Consider the following 20725-nt stretch of genomic DNA (forward strand, 5'->3'; position numbering starts at 1 on the left):
TCCCTATCAATTTTTCGGTGAAACTGAAACGCGATGGGCCGGTACATCTAGCAGCCTTATCACAGCTTCTTTTACCATTGCTTTAACTTGTATATTATCCACTCCCTTTGCTACGACAAGAACACCACGTACTTTCGGCTTCTCTGTTCGTAAAACAACAGGAGTTTCTTTATCCCCTTCACGTATAATGACAGTCTTTTCATCAAGAGACTCGTCCTCTACTTCTCTCTTACCGCCTGTTTTATCTGTTTCACCTGTTGTTTGTGAGCGTTTCACTGTATTTTTTTCTAAAATTTTTTCTTCAGATGAATCTAAATTCACTTTAATCGTTACGTCTTTTACTCCTGCTATTTCTTCTAAAGCAGTTTTTAATTCTTGTTCATACGCTTTTTCATATTTTTCTACATTTGACATACTATCATTACTTTTTTGTCCGAAAGTTGGTACGTCTTTTTCTTGGTTTTGAGTTTTTTGTTCTTTAAATACAGGTACTTCTTCTTTTTTACTTGAAAAGAGACTACTAGAAAACATAAGCAAAATTCCAAGTATGAGTAGGACAAGTAAAAACTTAGGTGTTACCTTTTTACCCTTCTCGTTGCTTTCTTTTTGATCCCCATTCAATAAGTTTCGAAAAAATGAGAACTTCGAATTTTTATCTTTATTGTCCATTTACTCTACCTGTCCTCCCTTCCATTTGAACTTGGATTTGTTTACCCTCTAGTTGCCACCTGCTTGAAAAGAAATCTTTCATTTCTACATTCGTTTCTTCCACTTTTTTTGGAGGCTCTTTCGTGTTAATTTCAATTGGCTTTACTGTTTCGATTGCATCATTTTTACTACGTTCTTTTTCTTTCAACGTCACAACAACAGATTGAATATCTTTCGCTGACTTTACTTCTTCTGTATTTTCTGCCGCGACTATTTGTATTTCAGAGACAGTCATACCATATTTTTTCTCAAACTCTTTTCCTACTTCTTTTTTCATTTTGGTAGCCATCTCTTCTAAACTATATGCACGTGTTAGAGCTTGTATTTCTTTTTTCTTCGAATCTATTGAATTTTTTACAGATCCTTCTGCTACGTACTTTTCTTCATTAAAATTTGCAATTACTTCATTTACATCTGTCTGCAATAGTTTAAAAAGGGGCGTTAAAATTAATACGACTAACAAAAGACTTACAACGAATTTAACGTATTTTTGCAAATTCGAATTTGGAAGAATAAGATGAAGCATTGTTGCTAAGAGCAAAAAAACGATAATATTTCTGATCCACTCTGTAACAAATTGCATACTCTTCACCTCCTACCGCATCATAAGTGTAATATTCCCCGCAGCAATAATAATTGTAATACTTAAAAAGAACATAAATGATACGATAGCTAAGCAAGCAAATACGTAAATGATGCTTCGTCCAATAATGTCTAAACATTGAATAATTGCTCCGCCGCCAACCGGTTGCAATACTGCTGCTGCGAATTTATAAATAAATGCAATACAGAAAATTTGAATCGCTGGAAAAGCAACAATTAAGCATAAAATGACGAGCCCAATAATTCCGACTGTGTTTTTCAATAATCCTGATGCGCTAATAACAGTATCTGCCGCTTCTGTAAACATCCTTCCAACTACTGGAATGAAGTTTCCTGTTACAAATTTAGCAGTTTTCACAGCTATTCCATCAGCAACAGCTGTTGCTGTTCCTTGTACAGATAATACTCCTAAAAAAATTGTTAAAAAGACACCGATAATCCCTACGCTAACGTTTTGCAGAAGCTTGGATAATTTCGTCACTTTATATTGATCACTCATTGTACTTACAATACTTAATATCGTTGCCAGTAATAAAAGTGGTAGAACGATATAATTCATAAGAAGCCCACTCGTATTCATTAAGAAAATGATAACCGGATGAAAAAATGATACAGATACAACCCCGCCCCCAGTTGCTATAAGCGCCAGCAAAATTGGCAATAACGCTAATATGAAATCTACCATTGTTTGTATCGTTTCTCTTGCATATGTCATAACGACATAAAAACTATTTAAAGCAAAAATAATAAGTACCATATATACAACAGCATCAGCAATTTTACTTACGCTACTTTTTGAAAAAGCGGATTGCAGTGATTGCAACAATGCACTAAAGATTGTGAGCATAATAAGTGTGCCAAGCAGTTTTCCATTAGCAGCAAGCTCATGAAATAAATATTTTAATAACCCTATCATCCACTCTTTTAGAGAGAATTCTTTTTCTCCCTTTACAAACTCCATAAAGCTCCCTTTTTGACTCTCTGGCAAATAGCCTCCATATTTTGTAACAAGCCCGTCCCAAAATTGCTTCACATCTTCAATTCCGAGCTTATCCAATTGTTGATCAACGACGTTTGTTTCTACAGGAGAAGCTTGTACAACAACCGGTAAAGAAAAGAAAAGGAAGCAAGCAAATAGCAGCTTAGCTCCAAACCTCCTCAACATTCACTCCCCCTTATCCCGTCGGTAAAAATCCGAGAATAGTTTCAATTACAACCGTCAAAATAGGAATTGCCATAACGAGAATTAAGATTTTCCCAGCAAGTTCAATTTTCGAAGCGATGGCACCTTGACCAGCATCTTTTGTAATTTGGGCTCCAAACTCAGCAATATAAGCAATTCCAATAATCTTTAGTAACGTTTCCACGTAGACGTTACTAACTTTCGCTTCACTTGCTACTCTCTCAATCATTTGTAAAATAGAATGAATTTGATCGATTAAAATAAGAAACATCACGCTACCTACGAACACAATAAATAAAGATGTAATACTAGATTTATGCTGATTCAAAACAGCAGCTAAAAACGTAGCAACGAGGCCTAATCCGACAATTTGTATAATTTCGATTCGAACCGCCTCCTTTACTGGAAGAGAAAGACACTTTTAATCTTGTCAAATAGCGTATTAATTAAAAATGCAACATGAAATAAAATGACGACAAAACCGACAAGGATAACCCAATTTGCAATATCCTCCCGCTTTAATTCTTTTAGTACAGTATGAATGAAAGCTAAAACAATGCCGATTCCGGCGATTTGAAATATTAATCCAACATCAATGGACATCGCCTTTCTCCCCCCTATAGCAGTAAAATTACAATAAGTAGCCCTGCTAGTACCCCTAAGCTCTTAATCATTTTTTCGTATTGCAGTTGTAATGCTTTCGCTTCTCCTTCTTCTCTCTCCAAATGTGTAATACATAAGCGAATATGTTTTTGTTGTGATTCACGATCATGTTGCCCGAGCGTTTCACCAAATTGCTGCAGTATTTCATACTCAGTTTGTTGAAATGCGGTTAACTTCCAGTTCTCTTTCAAACTATCTATCCACGCTTCTCTTACTGTTTGTTCCCCGCTTTGTAGTCTTCTGGCGAAACTTTGAAATATCCAATTTAATGGCTTTGGCATTTGTTTAACTAATCGCTCGGCAGCCTCAGATAAAGGTGTGTGTCCATACATAATTTCTGCTTCTAATGATTGAAGTGCTGATTTTAATAACCTAAGTTGCCTCGGCCTCTCACTATATCTTTTAGCGTATGAAAACCCGAAAAAGGTGCTGACCGCAACGATTAACACTGCACCGAATATTTTCACCATACGCCCTCAGCCTTTCTACTTGATAACACTGGTTTTCCATATTTATCTTTCACCTGCATAACCGTTCCTGGACCCCTCGCTTTTGACAACTCCACAAACCTATCAAATATACCAAGCTCTAGCACTGCCTTTAGCGATGGACGTCTCACAACATCCTCATAGGAAAATCCGTGTGCACTTATAAAAAACTGAACACCTGCATGCACTGCCTCCATAATTGCTTCACTATCTTCTTTACGGCCAATTTCATCTACGATCAAAATATCAGGACTCATAGAACGAATCATCATCATCATTCCTTCTGCCTTTGGACACGCGTCTAACACATCGACTCGGGTACCAAAATCATATTGCGGGATCCCTTTCACACAGCCAGCAATTTCTGACCGTTCATCAACGATCCCCACTTTACAAGAAGGAATTTCCGAAGCACTTACTCCTTGACTCATGCAACGAGCTACATCTCTTAAAAGTGTCGTTTTTCCCGTTTGCGGAGGGCCAATTACCATCGTGTTTAACCATCTTTTTTCATACAAATATGGCAAAAGCGGTTCAGCAATCCCTATTTTTTGACGAGCAATACGAATATTAAAGGAAGAGACATCACGAATCATTTTCACTGCGCTTTTTTCTGTAATGACTTTTCCCGCTAATCCGATTCTATGCCCCCCGCGAAGTGTCACATACCCACGTTTTAATTCCTCTTCCATCGTATAAATTGAGAATTGACTTAACTTATTCAATAAGTAAATAGCATCCTCTGCAGTAGTGATATAGTCATAAAAAAACACCTTTCCGTGTGCAATACACTCTAGCGGTCTTCCAATTCGAACACGAATTTCCTCTAAAGCATCGTATTGCTTACATTCTTCAATTAAGTACTTCATCGTTTTTGGTAAAACTTCTAATACCTCTTTCATCGGCTTCTCCCCACTATACTCGACTTACTATTTCAGTAATGCGATAAAAATACAGCAAATTCCAAGCGCTAGAAAAAAGAGCTTCAAAAAAGAAATTTCACTTGCTACACTCGCTATCCCAATTGTCATTGTTAAAATTAATACGGTAGGTCCAACAAACGCTAACATACCATTTATAAACAACGCTTTCTTCGCATCATTCACATAAAGCATAAGCAAAGCAGCAAATATCTCCGCACTACCTGAAAATAATCGAAGTGCTCCCATAACAAGCACGGATGTTTCCATTGCCGCTAGCCACTGTTTCATTCTTCCACCTTCTCCCGTAACAGTTACTAACTTCGTATTCTTAAAAAGAATATATTTGTACAACCATATGCAGAGGTTGTCTATTTCAGAAGTAAAAACATAATTTTTCTCTAAAGTCTGAATTAGAATCTGAATATTCATATTATTTAATGGTATATTATGGTACATTTAGTTTAAAAGGGGTATAAACCATGCAGCACGTTACTTTATTACCACTCGATTTACGCTATACAAATGTGATTTTCGAGCTATCAAGTGATCCACATATAAAAAATGCATTAGGGATAACGGTAGAAAACATCGAAGACACAAAAGCATTTCTTCTTTTCGCAATAGAAGAAGAACATCAAAAGAAATCCTTATCGAGAATGATTGTGAATGAAGAGAATGAAATAATTGGCCTCACCACACTTAAACATATTAATGATGAGAAGAAGCAATCTTACATTGGTAGTTGGCTCGGTTATCCGTACTGGGGAAAAGGCTATAACGAGGCTGCTAAAAAAGAAATCTTTAAAATCGCCTTTTTAGACTTACAACTTTCCTATGTATTTGCTGGTGCTAAAACGAATAATATTCGCTCGTTAAAAGCACAAGAAAAACTACCTTATATTTCATTGCATGTGGAAAACAAGTTTCCAGACGAACACGCTGCACTAGAGAAAGAAGTAAAGTCAACTTGCTCTTTGCATGTCGTGTCACGTGAAAATTTTTTAAACTGGTTGAAATTACAGAGTGAGGGGGAAAAATATGAAGACATTGAAAATTAGTTTAACCGTTGTAGTAGAATTAGCTCTTATTTATCTTTTTTCCTTATTGGTCGGTTGGTCATTTATAGAGACCTTTTTCCTTGGTAGTTTAGGGATATTCGGTACAATTTGGCTCATTGCTTTAAATATAAACCAAAATGCCAACATTGATCACACTATATATAAAACAGATGAAGTAAAACCTTTTCGTATGACATGGAGCCCTTACACAGTAGGTGCTGCTAGTCTTACAGCTTTCAGTTTTATTGTAACAGCTATTTACTATCTACCCTATTTCCTATAAAAAAAGCACTCGTGAATTATCACGAGTGCTTTTCTACTATGCACGAGAAACGTATTTACCTTCACCAGTGTTGATGATAAGCATTTCGCCTTCGTTAATGAAGATTGGTACTTGTACAACAAGACCAGTTTCTAATGTAGCTGGTTTTGTTACGTTAGAAGCAGTATCACCTTTAATACCAGGTTCTGTTTCTGTAACTTGTAATTCAACTGTGTTTGGAAGTTCAACACCAAGTACTTCGCCTTGGTAAGTCATGATTGCTACTTCCATGTTTTCTTTTAGGAATTTAAGCTCGCGCTCGATTTGGTTTTCACCAAGCTCGATTTGCTCATAAGTTCCGTTATCCATAAATACGTGAGCCTCACCACTTGCGTATAAGTATTGCATACGACGGTTTTCGATGTGTGCTTTTTCTACTTTCTCACCTGCACGGAATGTTTTCTCTTGAACAGATCCTGTGCGAATGTTACGTAGTTTAGAACGAACGAATGCAGCACCTTTACCTGGCTTTACGTGTTGGAAATCAAGTACTTGCCAAAGCGCATTGTCCACTGAAATTGTTAAACCTGTACGAAAATCGTTTACTGAAATCATGTAAAAAAATCCTCCTGTGTATTACAAAATAATAAGTTCTTTTGGTGATTTCGTAATTACTTCATTACCTTCACTTGTCACAATGATATCATCTTCAATACGTACGCCGCCAATACCTGGAATATAAATACCTGGTTCTACTGTTACAGCCATACCTGGTTCAAGTACTGTATCAGAACGGAACGCTAAACCTGGTGCTTCATGGATTTCAAGACCTATTCCATGACCAGTAGAGTGTCCAAAGTATTCACCATATCCTTTTTCCGTTATGTAGTCACGCGTTAGCGCATCAGCCTCGCGACCTGTTAAACCAGCTTTAATACCGTTCACACCACGTAGTTGCGCTTCTAAAACGATATTATAAATTTCTTTTAATTTATCAGATGGTTCACCGACTGCAATCGTACGAGTAATATCAGAGCAATACCCTTTGTAATAAGCGCCGAAGTCTAATGTAACGAAATCTCCTGTTTCTATCACTTTTTCAGATGCCACGCCGTGCGGTAATGCCGAACGAAGACCTGAAGCAACGATAATATCAAACGAAGAAGATGTTGCTCCTTGTTTTCTCATGAAAAATTCAAGTTCATTTGACACTTCAATTTCAGATACTCCCGGGCGAATGAATGATAGAATATGCTCAAAGGCAGCATCTGCAATCTGTGCAGCTTCCTTTAATATCTTAATCTCTGAATCAGTCTTTATCAAGCGTAACTTTTCTACAAGTCCAGAAGTTGGGATAAATTCAGCATCAATCGCTTCCTTATGCGCTGAATAAGAACTATATGTAAGAGTATCTTGCTCAAAACCAAGCTTTTGAATTCCAAGCTCTTTCACTTGCTTTGCCACTTCATCAATGATTAATCCTGCGTGCTGTACAATCTCATATCCAACCGCTTGTTTACTTGCCTGCTCGACGTAACGGAAATCTGTAATAAATTGAGCACAATCTTTTGAAATAAGAACTACACCTGCTGTTCCTGTGAAGTTAGCCATATATCTACGACTATGTTCATTTGTTAACAAAATACCGTCAATGCCAGCCTCACCAAATGCACTTCGTAATCTTTCAATTTTCTCCATTACTTTATGCCTCCCTCAATTTCTCCATTAATGCAAATAACGCTAACTTATAGCCATAAAAACCAAATCCAACAATTTGTCCTGCACAAACAGCTGCCGTCACAGATTCGTGACGGAACGATTCACGCTGATGAATGTTAGAAATATGTACTTCAATAACAGGAATCGAAATGCTCGCAATGGCATCACGAATCGCATAGCTATAATGCGTAAATGCTCCCGGATTTAAAATGATCCCTTCATATATATCTTCCGCTTCATGAATAATGTCGATAATGGCACCTTCATGATTCGATTGGAAACATTCTAACTCCACTCCCATTGTTTCCGCTTCTTGCTTCATATCTGCTTCAAGTGTCGCTAGCGTGCCCTTTCCATATACATTTACCTCACGAACACCGAGGCGATTTAGGTTAGGACCGTTTACGAGGAGTAACTTTTTCATATTCTTAAAACTCCTTAATATTAAATATCTATACAATATTTTAACATAGGAGTTACTTATTTGAATAGTTCGTCTTCTCTCGCCCTTCTTGTTCTACTTTATTGCTATTTACTGCGTAAGAAACAGAATATGCTATAAACACACCATACAATATAAAAATACATATTGTCGTTACAATTGTCTCTTTTGGTAAATGGAGCGCACTTTTAATAACAGGAGCCATTAAACCCATCCCCAAAAACAGTAATGCCCACCAAAATAATCCATAAATAATTCCCGCAATAATCCCTTCAAACTTCGCAAAAAATGCTTTATACAAAAAGGCAATCAAAATTGAAAGAAGTCCCATACAAACTATTCCTGACACATTCCCCCATACACCTTCTTTCCAACTTCCAAACGCAAATGGTAAAAGGAAATAATTCGGTCCCGCCTCCGTGAATGAAAATATATGAAGGAAATACCATATCCCGCCCCAAAAGATTCCACCAAACAAACCGATTTGTACAAAATTCCTTGTTCCTAATTGTTCTTGACTCACATCGACACCTCCGCTCAATAGTATGCCCGAAACTATTTTGAAGCATGTTTAAATCCTGCGAAATTTGTCTATAAAAAGAATAAGAAATGTCCGACTCTCATAACATTTTCCCTTGTCATCTACTTGTATTTGCCGATAAAATAAAGGAAACTCGGTGATTGTCTTATTTCAAAACGACAGAACCCAGTATGACAATTGCCTCTTTTTCTACATAAGAGAGAAACAAATACAGGTTGGTGTTAACATGGCAGAAGAGTCAAAACAAATATATGGCGGGCAAGCGGTCATAGAAGGAGTTATGTTTGGCGGTAGAGAATATACTGTTACAGCGGTTCGTCGTAAAGATAAATCGATTGAATTTTATCGATTACCACGCGTTCGTAATAAAGTATTATCTATCCTAAAAAAAATTCCATTTTTACGAGGTATTGCCGCTATTGTGGATGCAAGTGCGAATGGAGCAAAGCATTTAAACTTCGCTTCAGAACGATTTGACGTCCACCCAGAAGATGATGAACAAATTGCAAATAAAAAAGAAGAACAATCAAAATTAACGATGGTATTAGGAGTTGCAGCTGTTGGCGTTTTATCTTTCATATTCGGTAAAGTCATCTTCACAGCAGTTCCTGCACTATTAGCTGAATTAACGAGACCGATTTTCCCATCTCATACTGGGCAAATCATTGTCGAAAGTGTCATTAAGCTCATGCTATTATTGAGCTATATATACTTTATTTCTTTAACCCCACTTATTAAGCGGGTATTTCAGTATCACGGTGCAGAGCATAAGGTAATCAATGCTTATGAGAATAACCTTCCTCTGACTGTAGAAAACGTTCAAAAGCAAACTCGCCTCCATTATAGATGCGGCAGTAGCTTTATTATATTTACAGTCATTATTGGAATGTTCGTTTATTTCCTAGTCCCTACAGATCCTCTTTGGGCACGAGTTATAAACCGAATTTTATTAATTCCAGTTGTACTTGGTATTTCTTTTGAAGTATTGCAATTTACAAATCGATTAAGAGATATTCCCGTATTACGCGTACTTGGATATCCTGGGTTATGGCTACAACTATTAACAACAAAAGAACCAACAGATGACCAAGTGGAAGTAGCAATTGCATCGTTTGAAGAATTATTACGTTTAGAGAACAAACAATAATTATTTAAAAATGGTGTTCAACTCCTTTCCTCATCGTTAATATACTAATTTTAATATACGTTTTTAGGAGGTGTCCCTTATGAACGGTCGTTCGTTTACTTTCGCTATATTTGTGCTTATTATTGGATTGGCAATATTCGGCCTTGTTTCATCTGTTATTACAAATCCCATGGGTGTATTAAGAAATATCGGGTACATGTTACTTGTTGTCGGTATCTTTTACTTGCTATACAAGATGTTTACAAATTCCAGTGGTTCCGCAAATTCGCAAAGCTCATATAAGCGTGCGGCAAAACAATCGAACCGCAAACATGGGAAACAAAATGTAGCACCCCTAGGCAATTCTTTCTTTAAGTCAAATACTTCTAATGACAAAAGTAAAAAAGGGAATTCTTCCACTTTGAAACGAAAAAGAAAACAGTCTCATTTAACTGTCATTGAAGGCAAAAAAAGTAAAAAGAAAGACCGTGCTTCCTTTTAGGAAATACGGTCTTTTTTTATACTTTGAAGCACTTCTTTTAAACTTTTCTCTCTCATACTTTCAATTCGAAGATGATGATTTTTAAATGGTAAATTCCGTGTCACATCATTAGGTACAACAACGCACGTTAATCCCGCTGCAACTGCTGCTCTCAATCCATTTAATGAATCTTCAAATACAACAGCTTCAGATGGCTTAATTCCTAATTCTTCTATTGCAACTCGATAAAGAGCTGGATCTGGTTTTACCTTCTCAACATCTTCTCTCGTTTTAATTACTTCAAAATATTCTCGAATCTGTAGCTCTTCTAAAAAATGAATAACCCATTCTCTAGACGAACTAGAAGCTAGTGCGATTTTTAATCCCATTTCTTTCGCTTCTTCTAAATATTCTTTTACCCCGTCACGAGCTTCTGGTATTTTCATTTTCTCTTTATGTAAAGTTGCCACTTTTTCTTTTAATACACTTTTGTTAAACTTCTCTTTTAATTGATCATTTAAATATGCATAAAGTACCTCATCTGTTGTTCCAATGCATTTCGCAAATTCCTCTAAAGGTAGTTCCCCGCCGTATTCACGAACAGCATCTCTGAAAGAGTGAAACCATATCGTTTCTGTGTCCACAATTAATCCATCAAAATCAAAAATAATTGCTTTCATAATTCTCCCATCCTTTTCGAATTGAAATAAAAAAGGAAACGCCATCCGTTCCCCTTAATTACTTTTCTCTTCATTTGCTTTTTGAACACCACGAAGTGTTTCCACTCGAACCTCATCTTGTTCAAAGTATTGTACTAAATCACCGATACGGTCAATTGATTCCCAACTTAAATGATGTTCAATTCCTTCTACATCATTATAAATTTTGCTTTCATCCACACCGATAATGCGCATAAACTGTTCTAACAATTCATGTCGATATACGAGACGTTCCCCAATTTTTTTACCTTTTGATGTTAATACAAGCCCTCTATATTTTTCATAAATTAGATATTCGTCTTTGTCTAATTTTTGTACCATTTTTGTTACAGAGGATGGATGTACACTAAGCGCTTCAGCAATATCAGATACACGGGCATAACCCTTTTCATCAATCAACAAATAAATTTGTTCAATATAATCTTCCATACTAGGGGTAGGCATCGGTTTCCTCCATCCAATTTCATTTTGCTTATTCCGTACGAAGCAATCAATAAAATGATACACCAGAAAGAATAACGTGACAAGGTGGAAACGAGCCTAAATCTGCAAAAGTGAAAAGAACCTGTATTCAAATACAAGTTCCTTTCATGTAAAATATTGAATTTCTGCGTCAGGAAAAAAGTGATGAATATATCCTCGAATCGTTTCCTCCAATACTTCTGCATCATCTTTTTTATATACATATTTCCCAATTCCATATCGTCCCCATTTGTACTTTCGCTTCTCTTCATCCATTTCAAGCTTCGTATTTGGATAACGCTCTTGAATAACCTTTTTCGCTGGTTTCGTAAAACGATGCTGAATTAATTCAAACGTTAAATTTGGTATCGTCATATCTTTCAGCGCATTGTACAGTCGCTCAAATAGTTCACGATATCCTTCTTCCCATCCTTCATGCATATAAAGTGGCGCGACTATAAAACCAAGTGGATAACCTGCACCTGCTACTTTACGTGCCGCCTCAATTCGCTCCTCAAATGGCGATGTCCCTGGTTCAAAATTTTTAATTACATATCGTGAATTTATACTAAACCTGAAACGAGTTTTCCCATTATGCTTTGCATCTAATAAATGATCAACGTGCGAATATTTCGTGACGAAACGTAAGCGCCCATATTCACTTTCTCCAATGAATTCAATCGCCCGCTTTAATGCATGTGTTAAATGATCAATCCCAACAATGTCTGATGTACACGCTGCTTCAAATCTTGTTATTTCAGGTGCCCTTTCATCCATATATTGCTTTGCCTTCTCAAATATTTCATCAAGATTGACATACACACGAACGTAAGGCTTACTCCCAAGTGTCGTTTGCAAATAGCAATAATGACAATGTCCCATACACCCTGTTGCGAGCGGAATTGCATATTCAGCTGACGGTTTTGACGTATCAAACTTTAGCGTTTTCCTTACTCCAACGACAAGTGTAGCCTTTGCATTACGATACTTTTGCAAATCATTTTCTCCTGGCAAATTTCTAATTTGATTATGTGATGTTGTTTCATGAATTTCTAATCCCATCTTCGTAAACTTCTCATAAAGCTCTTTTCCAAGTGGATATTCAAGTGCCTTTGGTTCAAAGTAAACGAGTTTTGGCATAAATGGTTTCATACGCTTCCCTCCTCTCGTTAGTATGGGAAACATTAAAAAATTAACACTCATTAAAGTTACTGAATGTTATAATTTGGATAACAGCTACCTTGCAACGCAAGTTACCTGAGTAAAAGGTGGTGAAATCATGCACAGCCAAATGTTAAAAGGTGTACTAGAAGGTTGCATCCTATACATCATTTCACAAGAAGAAGTTTACGGATATGAACTGAGCACAAAATTAAATAAACACGGCTTTACATTCGTAAGCGAAGGAAGCATATATCCGTTATTATTACGTATGCAAAAAGAAAAATTGATTGAAGGAACATTAAAAGCTTCCTCACTCGGTCCGAAGCGAAAATATTATCACGTAACCGATAAAGGGTTAGAACAACTTGAAGAATTTAAAAAAAGCTGGGGAATGGTTTCTACTACGGTAAATAACTTATTACAGGGGGAGTGATAGGGATGAATGCACAAGACATGATTGAATTGAATAATAAAAAACGTGAGCTTCTAACTTCCGAAAACGAGGCTGCTTATGGTGATATGTTAGTATATCTTCGAATATCAAACGTACCCGAGCAACAAATGGAGGAACTGTTACTAGAAATATTAGATCACCTCATCGAAGCACAAGCAGAAAATAAAAATGCTTATGACATCTTTGGAGATAATTTACAATCTTATTGCGATGAACTTATATCAGCTTTACCAACTCAAACAAAGTTAGAAAAAACCTCTTTAATTGGATTTTCTATTAGCTTACTTCTTGCTATACAGTTTGGCATAAATGCAATTATTTCATTTTTTATGTTTCTATTTGAAAAAAACAATACATTATCAAGTCCGCCTTTTAGCATCCTTGGAACTACTTTGTCTGTTTCAATAATTATACTAGGTATACTATTTATTTTATATTTATTAAAGCGTTACTCCTTTGATCAGAAAATGAATTGGAAAAGAAGAATTCTATTTGGATTCGCATTTGCTACTCCATTTTGTTCCGCTGTATTCTTAAATATTTATTTCCAAAAGCAACCTTATCTCATTTATCATCTAAACTTCTGGCAAAATGCTTTAATTGCTATCTTATTTTTTATTTTATATAAATTACTATATAAAAAATCAAATTTTTAACAGCCCTTCAAAAGGCTGTTTTTTCTTCTGTCTAATTTTACAAATTGAAAAATTTCATAAAGAAAATAAGAAAAATGCAAAATAATTAAAGTTAATTGTTGACGTGATGCTTTTATTATCGGTATCATAAATCTTCGTGAGCAATTATTTTTCGTTATACGATTTTTTTATTATTACTGAATTTTTGAGAGGAGAAATTAGATGTCAGTTAAGAAGAAAACGCAAGTACGCACCGGCAAAATGGTACGTGAACTAATGTTAGCAGACGAAGATGTAAATGCTTCGCTAATTATGGTATATAGTGAAAACGGTGTAAACGCAGAAATTAAAATCGAGGGCTTAACGCCGAAATGTAACGAAGAATTATTTTTGAGCGGAAACGTGGATTGGAACAAGAGTGTTATTTATAAAATTGTTGATTTCACTGGAAACGCTGAAGTTGGTAAAGTTACATTAACAGCGATGAACAAAAACAATGTTTCTCTAGAAATTGAACGCGTTATGTGGAGTAAAGAAAATAAAGAAGCTGCCGAGCAAGAAGAAACACAGGTAGAAGCAGCACCCAAAAAAGAAGTAGTTGTAGAAGCTCCAAAAGCAATTACACCTGCTCCTAAGCCTGTTACGCGTGTGGAAACACCTGCTATGGCACCTAAGCCTACTCCGGTACCGACACCTAAGCCAGTAAGCGTAGAAGCAGCTGTAGAACTAGCTACTCCAGCGCCTGTGAAAAAAGTAGTCCCTACTCCAGTTACAAAGCAAGAGACAGCACCGGTTGCTCCTGCAAAACCGAAGCAGCCTGCTTTGACTGAAACAAATTCAAAACTACAAGAAAATTATGTTAAACTCGTGAAAAAGACAATTGAAGTTTGTCAAGATTACGAGCTTGGCATCGACATAGATGATTCTATTGAAAGCTTAAAAGAAGAACTACAAAGCCAAGGTATTAGCGTTACATTTGACAAAGAAATTATGGACGTTGTAAGTCGCCTTCGTTCTTTACAAGATAAAGGAATCAAAGTAGAAAAAGTACTTAATTTACTATAAAAAAATAAGAGGTGGCAATTGCCATCTCTTATTTTTTATAATTCCACTCATTACTTTCATACTTTTCTTTCGCTAACGTTTGAACTTCATGTAACTGTTCTTCTGTTAATTCATATGGAACAAGTTCTACATCCAATCCTTTTTCAAAGCCAACTTCAAACGCTTTAATTAACTGTTCTATCGTAAATGTACGGTCTGTTAATTCATTAATTGCTACTGCTTTAGAAGAGAACATACTCTTCATACGTTCCTTCACGCGTTCATTTGGGAATAAAAATAGATCATATAGTTCATCTAAATCAATTTCTAATGGAATCGATCCATGCTGTAAAATAACACCTTTTTGACGTGTTTGTGCACTACCAGCAATTTTTCTTCCTTCCACTACAATTTCATACCAAGATGGTGCATCAAAACATACACCTGAACGTGGATTTTTCAAATTTTCACGATCTGCCTCTGTTTTTGGAACTGCATAATATGCTTCTAACCCTAATGCCTTAAAACCATCTAATAAGCCTTGCGAAATAACACGATATGCTTCTGTAACTGTTTTCGGCATATTCGGATGATCTTCAGACACAATAACACTATACGTTAACTCTTTGTCATGTAGTACACCCCTGCCGCCTGTTTGACGACGAACGAATCCATATTTTTTTTCGTTAACTACATCCATATTAATATCTTTCTCAACACGTTGAAAATATCCAACTGTTAATGTTGGTACTTCCCATTCATAAAAACGAATTGTTGGTGGCATTTTCTTTTCACTTTGCCAATTTAACAAACATTCATCTAACGCCATATTAAATGCCGGTGAACATTGACCAGAGTTAATATAACACCATTTTTCTTTTCCCATCCTGCACCTCATATAACCAATTATTTTTCACATTCTCTAGTCTACCAAATTCGACAAAATTTGTGAAAGAATACGAAATTTCTTCTTATATGCAAATGAATCTGTTGCATAAATACATATGGGCATTATAATATTGAAAGTAGGATAAGAAAAAAGGGAGCGATAGAATCGTGTCAACAACTTGGATTATTTTATTAGCCGTAATCGTAGCATTTATCGGCTACACTGTATGGATGTACTTCTATCAGAAAAAATTAATTAAAACTCTTACAGAAGAAGAATTTCGCGCTGGCTACCGTAAAGCACAGCTTATCGATATTCGTGAAGCAGACGAATATAACGCAGGGCATATTTTAGGTGCACGTAACATTCCGTTATCACAAATTCGCCTTCGCCATAAAGAACTTCGTCAAGATCAACCTGTTTACTTATATTGCCAAAGTGGATTCCGTACAGGTCGTGCAGCGCAATACTTAAAAAAACAAGGCTACAAAGATTTCTACCAATTACAAGGTGGATTTAAATCTTGGACAGGCAAAATTAAAAAGAAATAATAACATACAAAAACTAGCTGAATAAATCAGCTAGTTTTTTCATTTCATCTTATTCGCAATGTATAATAAATTCTGCTTGATTACCTTTTCATCGTTCTCTTCTACATTCCGATACAGCAGCTGATATTCAATTCCTTTCTCTTTCCATATAAGCGTAGCAAATTCTTCACCACGTTCATAATCATCTTTATTTTTAAAATAAGCAGACGTTCCATTATTCAGTTTCATTTGTTCTTGAAATCGCTTCTCTTCCATAAGATCCGGAAAACTATAAGGAAAGTTCGCGACATTTAACTCAATATACTCATTTCTACCTGGCTCCTTCTGTTTATATTTAATCGTTAAGACAGCGTTCTTTTTCCCAAGCGTTCTTACTTCACCCTTCACATCACTTGTAATGTCGTACGGTAAAAACGTTGGAACTTTAAACTTCACCGGAAAATATTTTGGAAGTTCCTTTAGCGGAATAGGATCCGTAACACGATCCATAGCTCCTCCTGTTGTTCCCACAAAGTGTTTTTCTTCTTGCATCGTTTGCTGAAACGAACACGAACTAAGTACAAAACTAGAAAACACGAAACAAATGATTCTTTTTTTCAATTTGTTTCCGCCCTTTCATACCGCTCTCTTAACGAACGAAGCGTTGATATGCTCTTCATATTCGCTTTGTCATCAAACTCCACCTTTGAAAACTTTCCACGTTATTCTCACACATTTTGACAACACTTTTTGCAAACAAAAAAGACCCCTATCATTCTTACGCCCAAGTGAAAAGGTTACGCGAATAAAAAGAAGTCTTATTCATACCATAGTTTGTGAAAAGCTTTTCAGGTCAAGATTTTTTCTTTCTTATTATTTTCCCTTTATAATAAGGGAAAGAGGTGATACATATGGCCAATATAAAACAAATTGCTAAAACTGCTGGTGTATCGATATCAACTGTTTCTCGTGTTCTGAATAATCACCCTTACGTAAAAGAAGAAAAGCGTAAGCGTGTTCTAGACGCTGTTGAAGAATTAAACTACGCAAAAAATATAAATGCTGTCCATTTAATAAGAGGGAAAACATATACAATTGGCGTTATGCTTCCTTTCATTAACCTCCCCTACTTCAGTACCATTATTGAAGGAATCGGTAACGAAGCATTATTAGCTGGATATCACATTAATTTATGCCAAACAAATTACGATAGCCTTGAAGAAATTCGTGTTCTTGAAATGATGAAAATGAAACAATTTGATGGGATGATTATTTGCTCCCGAACGAGCTCTTGGGAACAAATCGAACCTTTCGCAAAATTTGCCCCTATTATTTCATGTGAAAAAATGAAGCACCCCCTCATTTCATCCATCTACGTAGATCATTATGAAGGTTTCCGTCTCGGTACTGCCTATTTACTAAGTAAAGGCCATGAAAAAATCGGAATTTGTTTAGCAAGAAAAACAAGTGTAAATTCCATGGAGCGCGAAAAAGCGTTCGCCGATACCCTTCGTAACGAAGGGAAAACGTTGCATCCTGAATGGATTTTCCACCAATGCTATACAATGCAGGACGGAGCACAAATACTCCATCGTATTTTAAATATGAAAAATCGTCCAACTGCTATTTTTACAGCGAACGATCAAGTTGCAGCTGGTTTATTAACAGAGGCTCGAAAACATGGTATTCGAGTACCTGAAGACCTTGCTATCCTTGGATTTGATAATCATGAAATTTCAAAGGCATTAGAAATTTCCACAATTGAACATCCCGGTCTCGCAATGGGCTCACATGCTTTTTCTTTATTCCATAAGCAGATCCAAAGCGAGCAAATTGTCGGCAGTGCAAAAGAACTTTCATTCCATTTAATTGAGCGAGAGACTGTCTAAAAAGAGCGTTACCTATAACGCTCTTTTTCAGCTCTTCACCTATTGACATTATATTTTTTATCTCATATAATGAACCTAACGAACGGTAGGTAGGGGATGAAAATGACAGCAAACCGCATTAAAGCTGTAGCACTTTCTCATTTCGCACGCTACGGCTATGAAGGAACTTCATTGGCAAATATTGCTCAAGAAGTTGGGATTAAAAAACCATCGATTTACGCACACTTTAAAGGAAAAGAAGAGCTATATTTCATATGCTTAGAATCTGCTCTTCAAAAAGATTTGCAGAGCTTCACAGGCGATATCGAAAGCTTCTCCAATTCGTCCACTGAAGAATTGCTTTTAAAATTATTAAAAGGTTATGCAAAACGCTTTGGTGAAAGTGAAGAATCAATGTTTTGGTTACGAACTTCTTATTTTCCGCCTGATGCATTTCGCGAACAAATTATTAATAAAGCAAATGTACACATTGAAAACGTCGGAAAACTTTTATTCCCTGTATTTAAAAGAGCAAGCGAACAAGATGAGCTGCATAACATTGAAGTAAAAGACGCCTTAGAGGCTTTTCTATGCTTACTCGACGGTCTTATGGTTGAACTACTATACGCAGGTTTAAATCGTTTTGAGACACGTTTAGACGCTTCTTGGAAAGTATTTTGGCGCGGACTTTCAAACTGACGGATTGCTCCTTTGCAATGCGTCGTTTTTAAGCCCTTTACCTAACGACTGGTAGGAAGGAGAAATGACATATGGCATGGATTTATGTAATCATCGCTGGTATTATTGAAATCTTTTGGGTGATTGGACTAAAAAAAGCGGAGGCACCACTTGAATGGGCTGGTGTCGCTCTATTAATTACAATTAGTTTCGTCTTATTATTTAGAGCTTATAAAGATTTACCTGTCGGCACTGTATACGCAGTCTTCACAGGAATTGGAGCTGGTGGAATCGTTCTTACAGAGATTTTCATCTTCGGAGAACCTTTCTCTATCGTAAAAGTTTTATTAATCGGTTTAATCTTCTTCGGAGTAATTGGTTTAAAACGAGTAACAGAAGAAAAAGACGCGAAGGAGGCCGCATAAAATGGCTTGGGTATTTTTAATTCTAGCTGGTATTTGTGAAATTATTGGTGTACTCTTTATGAAAGTAGCCACTGAAAAGAAAGGCTGGACACCAAAAGTTATTTTAATCGCTAACTTCGGCGTAAGCTTCTTCTTCTTATCTCTTGCAATGAACACGTTACCGATGGGGACTGCTTACGCGATTTGGACTGGAATCGGAACTGCTGGAAGTGCACTTCTAGGCATTCTCATTTTCCGAGAATCAGCGGATTGGCGTCGTCTTGCTTTCTTAAGCTGCATTTTATGCGGCGCTGTTGGCTTAAAACTATTAAGCTAACGTGAGGTGAATGTCATGTGGAAAGAAAAAGGGAAGCAACTGTTAGCATGGATTACACTCGGGATTGTCATTCTATTGCAAATCAGTTTTCATATAATAGAATGGTTGTTTCATAAAGTAGTATCCATTCTTACCTTCCTTCCTAGCATGGCACTTGAAATTGCATCTATTACTTGGTCAATTATTGCCTCCATTGCAATCGTCATTATATGGAGTATCGCCAAGCTATGGAATAAGTTATTTAAAAAGGACAGTACTTCTGAAAAAGAGTAACTGTCCTTTTTTGTATTCATTCAGATTTTCTATAAAAGTTAGATGCAATAAGACAAAGAAGACCAACTATGACAATACTTATACCAATTCCTTTATGCAAATTAGGAAACGGTGATGGTATGTCTGAATAAAAATTTGCTAATATGAGACCGATTGAAACGAAAAGTACCCCTATTCTATATAACCATTTTCTTTTGTTCATCATTCTCCTCTCCTAAAATTTTTCATACACTCCTTTCTTTTGGACATACTACCTAAAAAAGGAGTGAATAATATGCAAAATTCTATACATAAGCAAATCCTATTTTTATTTTTCCTATTTCTTATTCTCATCATCGTTTTCAGCTTTATATTACATACTCCGAAAGATGTACCAAATAGCGTTTCTTTTTATAAACTACTGCTCTCGTATTGTCGTTATTGAAGAAGGTGCCTTTTTTAAGGCACCTTTTAAAATTCTCTTTTTTCATATATTTTTACTGAAACGAAGATAGATGCTATGAACATGCATATTGAACCAATGAATAACAAGGTATTATATAATTGAATTTGTTCCAAGTTGATTTGAAACAAAACTTCTAAAACAACTATCGGTGCCATGAATATTACTATCGTAATAAAAATAGTTTTCTTATACCCTAGCCAAAAGGATATTGGTAATACAAAGCTTAAATACACTAAAATAAAGCTAATACTAGCAACTATTGTCGTTTCAATAAATTCAAATAAGTTAACCCCGCTCTTCATTCCCATCGTGAAACAACCGACCGTTACACTTATAAAAAGAATAATAATTGCTACTATATATTTCGCATACACAATTTGTTTTCTCAATATTGGGAAACTATTTACTATGACTTCACTCTCATTTTTACTATCTGCTTCAAATGTTTTTACTGTTGCCCCAATTGTAATAATTACTGACATAATTATGAACAGATTTTCCGTATCTGTTAAGGCCATATAAAAGAAAACTGGATACAATATATACCAAATTAAAAATTTCCATTGAATAATGAAATCTTTTAAAATTAGTTGCTTGATCATGTATTACCCCTCCTAATATGAAAA

Annotated in this window: 32 protein-coding genes; 13 read left to right on the top strand and 19 right to left on the bottom strand. The window is 35.9% G+C overall.

Going from position 1 to position 20725, the window contains the following annotated elements:
* Window positions 1-6: 6 nt before the first annotated feature.
* From spoIIIAG to ACTJJY_RS04580, 8 genes are read right to left on the bottom strand one after another with little or no spacing between them, the layout of a single operon-like run.
* The gene (gene spoIIIAG, locus ACTJJY_RS04545) at window positions 7-669 is read right to left on the bottom strand and encodes a stage III sporulation protein AG (RefSeq protein WP_000368890.1); all 663 of its coding nucleotides are present in this window, start codon (window positions 667-669) and stop codon (window positions 7-9) included.
* Window positions 659-1291 carry a stage III sporulation protein AF gene (gene spoIIIAF / locus ACTJJY_RS04550; RefSeq protein ID WP_001161037.1) on the bottom strand — a complete coding sequence of 211 codons (633 nt, stop codon included), beginning with the start codon at window positions 1289-1291 and terminating at the stop codon, window positions 659-661. The genes spoIIIAG and spoIIIAF overlap by 11 nt, the downstream gene beginning before the upstream one ends.
* A 12-nt stretch (window positions 1292-1303) precedes the next feature.
* Window positions 1304-2476, bottom strand: a complete 1173-nt coding sequence (spoIIIAE, locus tag ACTJJY_RS04555; RefSeq protein ID WP_000946113.1) for a stage III sporulation protein AE — start codon at window positions 2474-2476, stop codon at window positions 1304-1306.
* A 10-nt stretch (window positions 2477-2486) separates the two neighbouring features.
* The gene (spoIIIAD, locus tag ACTJJY_RS04560) at window positions 2487-2870 is read right to left on the bottom strand and encodes a stage III sporulation protein AD (protein WP_077393170.1); all 384 of its coding nucleotides are present in this window, start codon (window positions 2868-2870) and stop codon (window positions 2487-2489) included.
* Window positions 2871-2893: 23 nt separating this feature from the next.
* Window positions 2894-3097, bottom strand: a complete 204-nt coding sequence (gene spoIIIAC / locus ACTJJY_RS04565; RefSeq protein WP_000020914.1) for a stage III sporulation protein AC — start codon at window positions 3095-3097, stop codon at window positions 2894-2896.
* Window positions 3098-3111: 14 nt separating this feature from the next.
* Entirely contained in the window at window positions 3112-3627 is a 516-nt protein-coding gene (spoIIIAB, locus tag ACTJJY_RS04570; protein ID WP_000238703.1) for a stage III sporulation protein SpoIIIAB, read from the bottom strand.
* Complete coding sequence (spoIIIAA, locus tag ACTJJY_RS04575) at window positions 3621-4547, bottom strand: stage III sporulation protein AA (protein ID WP_440605089.1); 927 nt, start codon at window positions 4545-4547, stop codon at window positions 3621-3623. The genes spoIIIAB and spoIIIAA overlap by 7 nt, the downstream gene beginning before the upstream one ends.
* A 27-nt stretch (window positions 4548-4574) precedes the next feature.
* Window positions 4575-4856 (bottom strand): YqhV family protein, encoded by a 282-nt coding sequence (locus ACTJJY_RS04580; protein WP_000816050.1) that lies wholly within the window; start codon window positions 4854-4856, stop codon window positions 4575-4577.
* Between the two features lie 191 nt (window positions 4857-5047).
* On the opposite strand from ACTJJY_RS04580, the gene ACTJJY_RS04585 reads away from it, so the two are divergent.
* Complete coding sequence (locus tag ACTJJY_RS04585) at window positions 5048-5626, top strand: GNAT family N-acetyltransferase (RefSeq protein ID WP_440605090.1); 579 nt, start codon at window positions 5048-5050, stop codon at window positions 5624-5626.
* Window positions 5607-5909, top strand: a complete 303-nt coding sequence (locus ACTJJY_RS04590; protein ID WP_440605091.1) for a hypothetical protein — start codon at window positions 5607-5609, stop codon at window positions 5907-5909. The genes ACTJJY_RS04585 and ACTJJY_RS04590 overlap by 20 nt, the downstream gene beginning before the upstream one ends.
* 36 nt (window positions 5910-5945) lie before the next feature.
* Here the strand turns inward: ACTJJY_RS04590 and efp are convergent, their stop codons facing one another.
* The 4 genes from efp to ACTJJY_RS04610 are packed head-to-tail and all read right to left on the bottom strand — an operon-like array spanning window position 5946 to window position 8572.
* The gene (efp, locus tag ACTJJY_RS04595; RefSeq protein ID WP_016512321.1) at window positions 5946-6503 is read right to left on the bottom strand and encodes an elongation factor P; all 558 of its coding nucleotides are present in this window, start codon (window positions 6501-6503) and stop codon (window positions 5946-5948) included.
* Window positions 6504-6524: 21 nt separating this feature from the next.
* Window positions 6525-7586 carry a Xaa-Pro dipeptidase gene (gene pepQ / locus ACTJJY_RS04600; protein WP_440605092.1) on the bottom strand — a complete coding sequence of 354 codons (1062 nt, stop codon included), beginning with the start codon at window positions 7584-7586 and terminating at the stop codon, window positions 6525-6527.
* Between the two features lie 4 nt (window positions 7587-7590).
* Window positions 7591-8031, bottom strand: coding sequence for a type II 3-dehydroquinate dehydratase (gene aroQ / locus ACTJJY_RS04605; RefSeq protein WP_000735140.1), 441 nt, complete (start codon window positions 8029-8031; stop codon window positions 7591-7593).
* Between the two features lie 52 nt (window positions 8032-8083).
* Window positions 8084-8572: a YqhR family membrane protein gene (locus ACTJJY_RS04610; RefSeq protein WP_000076886.1), complete on the bottom strand. Its 489-nt coding sequence runs from the start codon at window positions 8570-8572 to the stop codon at window positions 8084-8086.
* A gap of 244 nt (window positions 8573-8816) precedes the next feature.
* On the opposite strand from ACTJJY_RS04610, the gene ACTJJY_RS04615 reads away from it, so the two are divergent.
* On the top strand, window positions 8817-9737 hold the full coding sequence (locus ACTJJY_RS04615; RefSeq protein WP_000807120.1) for a DUF1385 domain-containing protein: 921 nt from the start codon (window positions 8817-8819) through the stop codon (window positions 9735-9737).
* Between the two features lie 79 nt (window positions 9738-9816).
* Window positions 9817-10218: an SA1362 family protein gene (locus ACTJJY_RS04620; protein WP_001014463.1), complete on the top strand. Its 402-nt coding sequence runs from the start codon at window positions 9817-9819 to the stop codon at window positions 10216-10218.
* Here ACTJJY_RS04620 and ACTJJY_RS04625 read toward each other — a convergent pair.
* From ACTJJY_RS04625 to splB, 3 genes are all read right to left on the bottom strand, one after another.
* The gene (locus tag ACTJJY_RS04625; protein WP_053565474.1) at window positions 10215-10877 is read right to left on the bottom strand and encodes an HAD family hydrolase; all 663 of its coding nucleotides are present in this window, start codon (window positions 10875-10877) and stop codon (window positions 10215-10217) included. The genes ACTJJY_RS04620 and ACTJJY_RS04625 overlap by 4 nt on opposite strands.
* Window positions 10878-10931: 54 nt before the next feature.
* Window positions 10932-11360: a transcriptional regulator MntR gene (mntR, locus tag ACTJJY_RS04630; protein WP_001143080.1), complete on the bottom strand. Its 429-nt coding sequence runs from the start codon at window positions 11358-11360 to the stop codon at window positions 10932-10934.
* 144 nt (window positions 11361-11504) lie between these two features.
* Window positions 11505-12530 (bottom strand): spore photoproduct lyase, encoded by a 1026-nt coding sequence (splB, locus tag ACTJJY_RS04635; RefSeq protein ID WP_053563666.1) that lies wholly within the window; start codon window positions 12528-12530, stop codon window positions 11505-11507.
* 127 nt (window positions 12531-12657) lie between these two features.
* Here splB and ACTJJY_RS04640 point away from each other — a divergent pair, with 127 nt between their 5' ends.
* The 3 genes from ACTJJY_RS04640 (at window position 12658) to ACTJJY_RS04650 (ending at window position 14696) form a co-directional block, all read left to right on the top strand.
* Window positions 12658-12975, top strand: a complete 318-nt coding sequence (locus tag ACTJJY_RS04640; protein WP_000556081.1) for a PadR family transcriptional regulator — start codon at window positions 12658-12660, stop codon at window positions 12973-12975.
* A gap of 5 nt (window positions 12976-12980) precedes the next feature.
* The gene (locus ACTJJY_RS04645; protein ID WP_440605093.1) at window positions 12981-13652 is read left to right on the top strand and encodes a DUF1129 family protein; all 672 of its coding nucleotides are present in this window, start codon (window positions 12981-12983) and stop codon (window positions 13650-13652) included.
* Between the two features lie 201 nt (window positions 13653-13853).
* Window positions 13854-14696, top strand: coding sequence for a hypothetical protein (locus tag ACTJJY_RS04650; RefSeq protein ID WP_440605094.1), 843 nt, complete (start codon window positions 13854-13856; stop codon window positions 14694-14696).
* Between the two features lie 28 nt (window positions 14697-14724).
* Here the strand turns inward: ACTJJY_RS04650 and ACTJJY_RS04655 are convergent, their stop codons facing one another.
* The gene (locus ACTJJY_RS04655; RefSeq protein WP_000514081.1) at window positions 14725-15561 is read right to left on the bottom strand and encodes a lipoate--protein ligase family protein; all 837 of its coding nucleotides are present in this window, start codon (window positions 15559-15561) and stop codon (window positions 14725-14727) included.
* Between the two features lie 170 nt (window positions 15562-15731).
* Between ACTJJY_RS04655 and ACTJJY_RS04660 the strand changes: the two genes are divergently transcribed.
* Window positions 15732-16115, top strand: a complete 384-nt coding sequence (locus ACTJJY_RS04660) for a rhodanese-like domain-containing protein (RefSeq protein WP_000108653.1) — start codon at window positions 15732-15734, stop codon at window positions 16113-16115.
* A 39-nt stretch (window positions 16116-16154) separates the two neighbouring features.
* On the opposite strand, the gene ACTJJY_RS04665 is transcribed toward ACTJJY_RS04660, so the two are convergent.
* Window positions 16155-16691 (bottom strand): DNA polymerase III subunit delta, encoded by a 537-nt coding sequence (locus ACTJJY_RS04665; protein ID WP_440605202.1) that lies wholly within the window; start codon window positions 16689-16691, stop codon window positions 16155-16157.
* A 314-nt stretch (window positions 16692-17005) separates the two neighbouring features.
* Here ACTJJY_RS04665 and ACTJJY_RS04670 point away from each other — a divergent pair, with 314 nt between their 5' ends.
* The 5 genes from ACTJJY_RS04670 to ACTJJY_RS04690 all read left to right on the top strand — a co-directional run bounded on the left by ACTJJY_RS04670 (window position 17006) and on the right by ACTJJY_RS04690 (window position 19654).
* On the top strand, window positions 17006-17983 hold the full coding sequence (locus ACTJJY_RS04670; RefSeq protein WP_001273986.1) for a LacI family DNA-binding transcriptional regulator: 978 nt from the start codon (window positions 17006-17008) through the stop codon (window positions 17981-17983).
* A gap of 96 nt (window positions 17984-18079) precedes the next feature.
* Window positions 18080-18661, top strand: a complete 582-nt coding sequence (locus tag ACTJJY_RS04675) for a TetR/AcrR family transcriptional regulator (protein WP_002005730.1) — start codon at window positions 18080-18082, stop codon at window positions 18659-18661.
* Window positions 18662-18732: 71 nt separating this feature from the next.
* Entirely contained in the window at window positions 18733-19065 is a 333-nt protein-coding gene (locus ACTJJY_RS04680) for a DMT family transporter (protein ID WP_071713565.1), read from the top strand.
* 1 nt (window position 19066) lies between these two features.
* Window positions 19067-19381, top strand: coding sequence for a multidrug efflux SMR transporter (locus ACTJJY_RS04685; RefSeq protein WP_327897871.1), 315 nt, complete (start codon window positions 19067-19069; stop codon window positions 19379-19381).
* Window positions 19382-19396: 15 nt separating this feature from the next.
* The gene (locus ACTJJY_RS04690; RefSeq protein WP_440605095.1) at window positions 19397-19654 is read left to right on the top strand and encodes a DUF3975 family protein; all 258 of its coding nucleotides are present in this window, start codon (window positions 19397-19399) and stop codon (window positions 19652-19654) included.
* A gap of 16 nt (window positions 19655-19670) precedes the next feature.
* Here ACTJJY_RS04690 and ACTJJY_RS04695 read toward each other — a convergent pair whose 3' ends face one another.
* Window positions 19671-19856: a hypothetical protein gene (locus tag ACTJJY_RS04695; RefSeq protein WP_042969072.1), complete on the bottom strand. Its 186-nt coding sequence runs from the start codon at window positions 19854-19856 to the stop codon at window positions 19671-19673.
* Window positions 19857-20104: 248 nt separating this feature from the next.
* On the bottom strand, window positions 20105-20698 hold the full coding sequence (locus ACTJJY_RS04700; RefSeq protein WP_440605203.1) for an ABC-2 transporter permease: 594 nt from the start codon (window positions 20696-20698) through the stop codon (window positions 20105-20107).
* Between the last annotated feature and the right edge of the window lie 27 nt (window positions 20699-20725).

Origin of the sequence: Bacillus sp. 22475 (assembly GCF_052044835.1) — a bacterium.
Lineage (GTDB): Bacteria > Bacillota > Bacilli > Bacillales > Bacillaceae_G > Bacillus_A > Bacillus_A cereus.

Coding starts and splice junctions, on each gene's coding strand:
- ACTJJY_RS04615 (WP_000807120.1), top strand. CDS start 8,817: ATGGCAGAAGAGTCAAAACAAATATATGGCGGGCAAGCGGTCATAGAA.
- aroQ (WP_000735140.1), bottom strand. CDS start 8,031: ATGAAAAAGTTACTCCTCGTAAACGGTCCTAACCTAAATCGCCTCGGT.
- pepQ (WP_440605092.1), bottom strand. CDS start 7,586: ATGGAGAAAATTGAAAGATTACGAAGTGCATTTGGTGAGGCTGGCATT.
- spoIIIAG (WP_000368890.1), bottom strand. CDS start 669: ATGGACAATAAAGATAAAAATTCGAAGTTCTCATTTTTTCGAAACTTA.
- ACTJJY_RS04645 (WP_440605093.1), top strand. CDS start 12,981: ATGAATGCACAAGACATGATTGAATTGAATAATAAAAAACGTGAGCTT.
- ACTJJY_RS04620 (WP_001014463.1), top strand. CDS start 9,817: ATGAACGGTCGTTCGTTTACTTTCGCTATATTTGTGCTTATTATTGGA.
- ACTJJY_RS04695 (WP_042969072.1), bottom strand. CDS start 19,856: ATGAACAAAAGAAAATGGTTATATAGAATAGGGGTACTTTTCGTTTCA.
- spoIIIAB (WP_000238703.1), bottom strand. CDS start 3,627: ATGGTGAAAATATTCGGTGCAGTGTTAATCGTTGCGGTCAGCACCTTT.
- ACTJJY_RS04685 (WP_327897871.1), top strand. CDS start 19,067: ATGGCTTGGGTATTTTTAATTCTAGCTGGTATTTGTGAAATTATTGGT.
- ACTJJY_RS04680 (WP_071713565.1), top strand. CDS start 18,733: ATGGCATGGATTTATGTAATCATCGCTGGTATTATTGAAATCTTTTGG.
- efp (WP_016512321.1), bottom strand. CDS start 6,503: ATGATTTCAGTAAACGATTTTCGTACAGGTTTAACAATTTCAGTGGAC.
- ACTJJY_RS04580 (WP_000816050.1), bottom strand. CDS start 4,856: ATGAAACAGTGGCTAGCGGCAATGGAAACATCCGTGCTTGTTATGGGA.
- spoIIIAF (WP_001161037.1), bottom strand. CDS start 1,291: ATGCAATTTGTTACAGAGTGGATCAGAAATATTATCGTTTTTTTGCTC.
- ACTJJY_RS04655 (WP_000514081.1), bottom strand. CDS start 15,561: ATGGGAAAAGAAAAATGGTGTTATATTAACTCTGGTCAATGTTCACCG.
- ACTJJY_RS04585 (WP_440605090.1), top strand. CDS start 5,048: ATGCAGCACGTTACTTTATTACCACTCGATTTACGCTATACAAATGTG.
- spoIIIAA (WP_440605089.1), bottom strand. CDS start 4,547: ATGAAAGAGGTATTAGAAGTTTTACCAAAAACGATGAAGTACTTAATT.
- ACTJJY_RS04650 (WP_440605094.1), top strand. CDS start 13,854: ATGTCAGTTAAGAAGAAAACGCAAGTACGCACCGGCAAAATGGTACGT.
- splB (WP_053563666.1), bottom strand. CDS start 12,530: ATGAAACCATTTATGCCAAAACTCGTTTACTTTGAACCAAAGGCACTT.
- ACTJJY_RS04590 (WP_440605091.1), top strand. CDS start 5,607: ATGAAGACATTGAAAATTAGTTTAACCGTTGTAGTAGAATTAGCTCTT.
- ACTJJY_RS04675 (WP_002005730.1), top strand. CDS start 18,080: ATGAAAATGACAGCAAACCGCATTAAAGCTGTAGCACTTTCTCATTTC.
- ACTJJY_RS04640 (WP_000556081.1), top strand. CDS start 12,658: ATGCACAGCCAAATGTTAAAAGGTGTACTAGAAGGTTGCATCCTATAC.
- mntR (WP_001143080.1), bottom strand. CDS start 11,360: ATGCCTACCCCTAGTATGGAAGATTATATTGAACAAATTTATTTGTTG.
- ACTJJY_RS04625 (WP_053565474.1), bottom strand. CDS start 10,877: ATGAAAGCAATTATTTTTGATTTTGATGGATTAATTGTGGACACAGAA.
- spoIIIAE (WP_000946113.1), bottom strand. CDS start 2,476: ATGTTGAGGAGGTTTGGAGCTAAGCTGCTATTTGCTTGCTTCCTTTTC.
- ACTJJY_RS04690 (WP_440605095.1), top strand. CDS start 19,397: ATGTGGAAAGAAAAAGGGAAGCAACTGTTAGCATGGATTACACTCGGG.
- spoIIIAC (WP_000020914.1), bottom strand. CDS start 3,097: ATGTCCATTGATGTTGGATTAATATTTCAAATCGCCGGAATCGGCATT.
- ACTJJY_RS04670 (WP_001273986.1), top strand. CDS start 17,006: ATGGCCAATATAAAACAAATTGCTAAAACTGCTGGTGTATCGATATCA.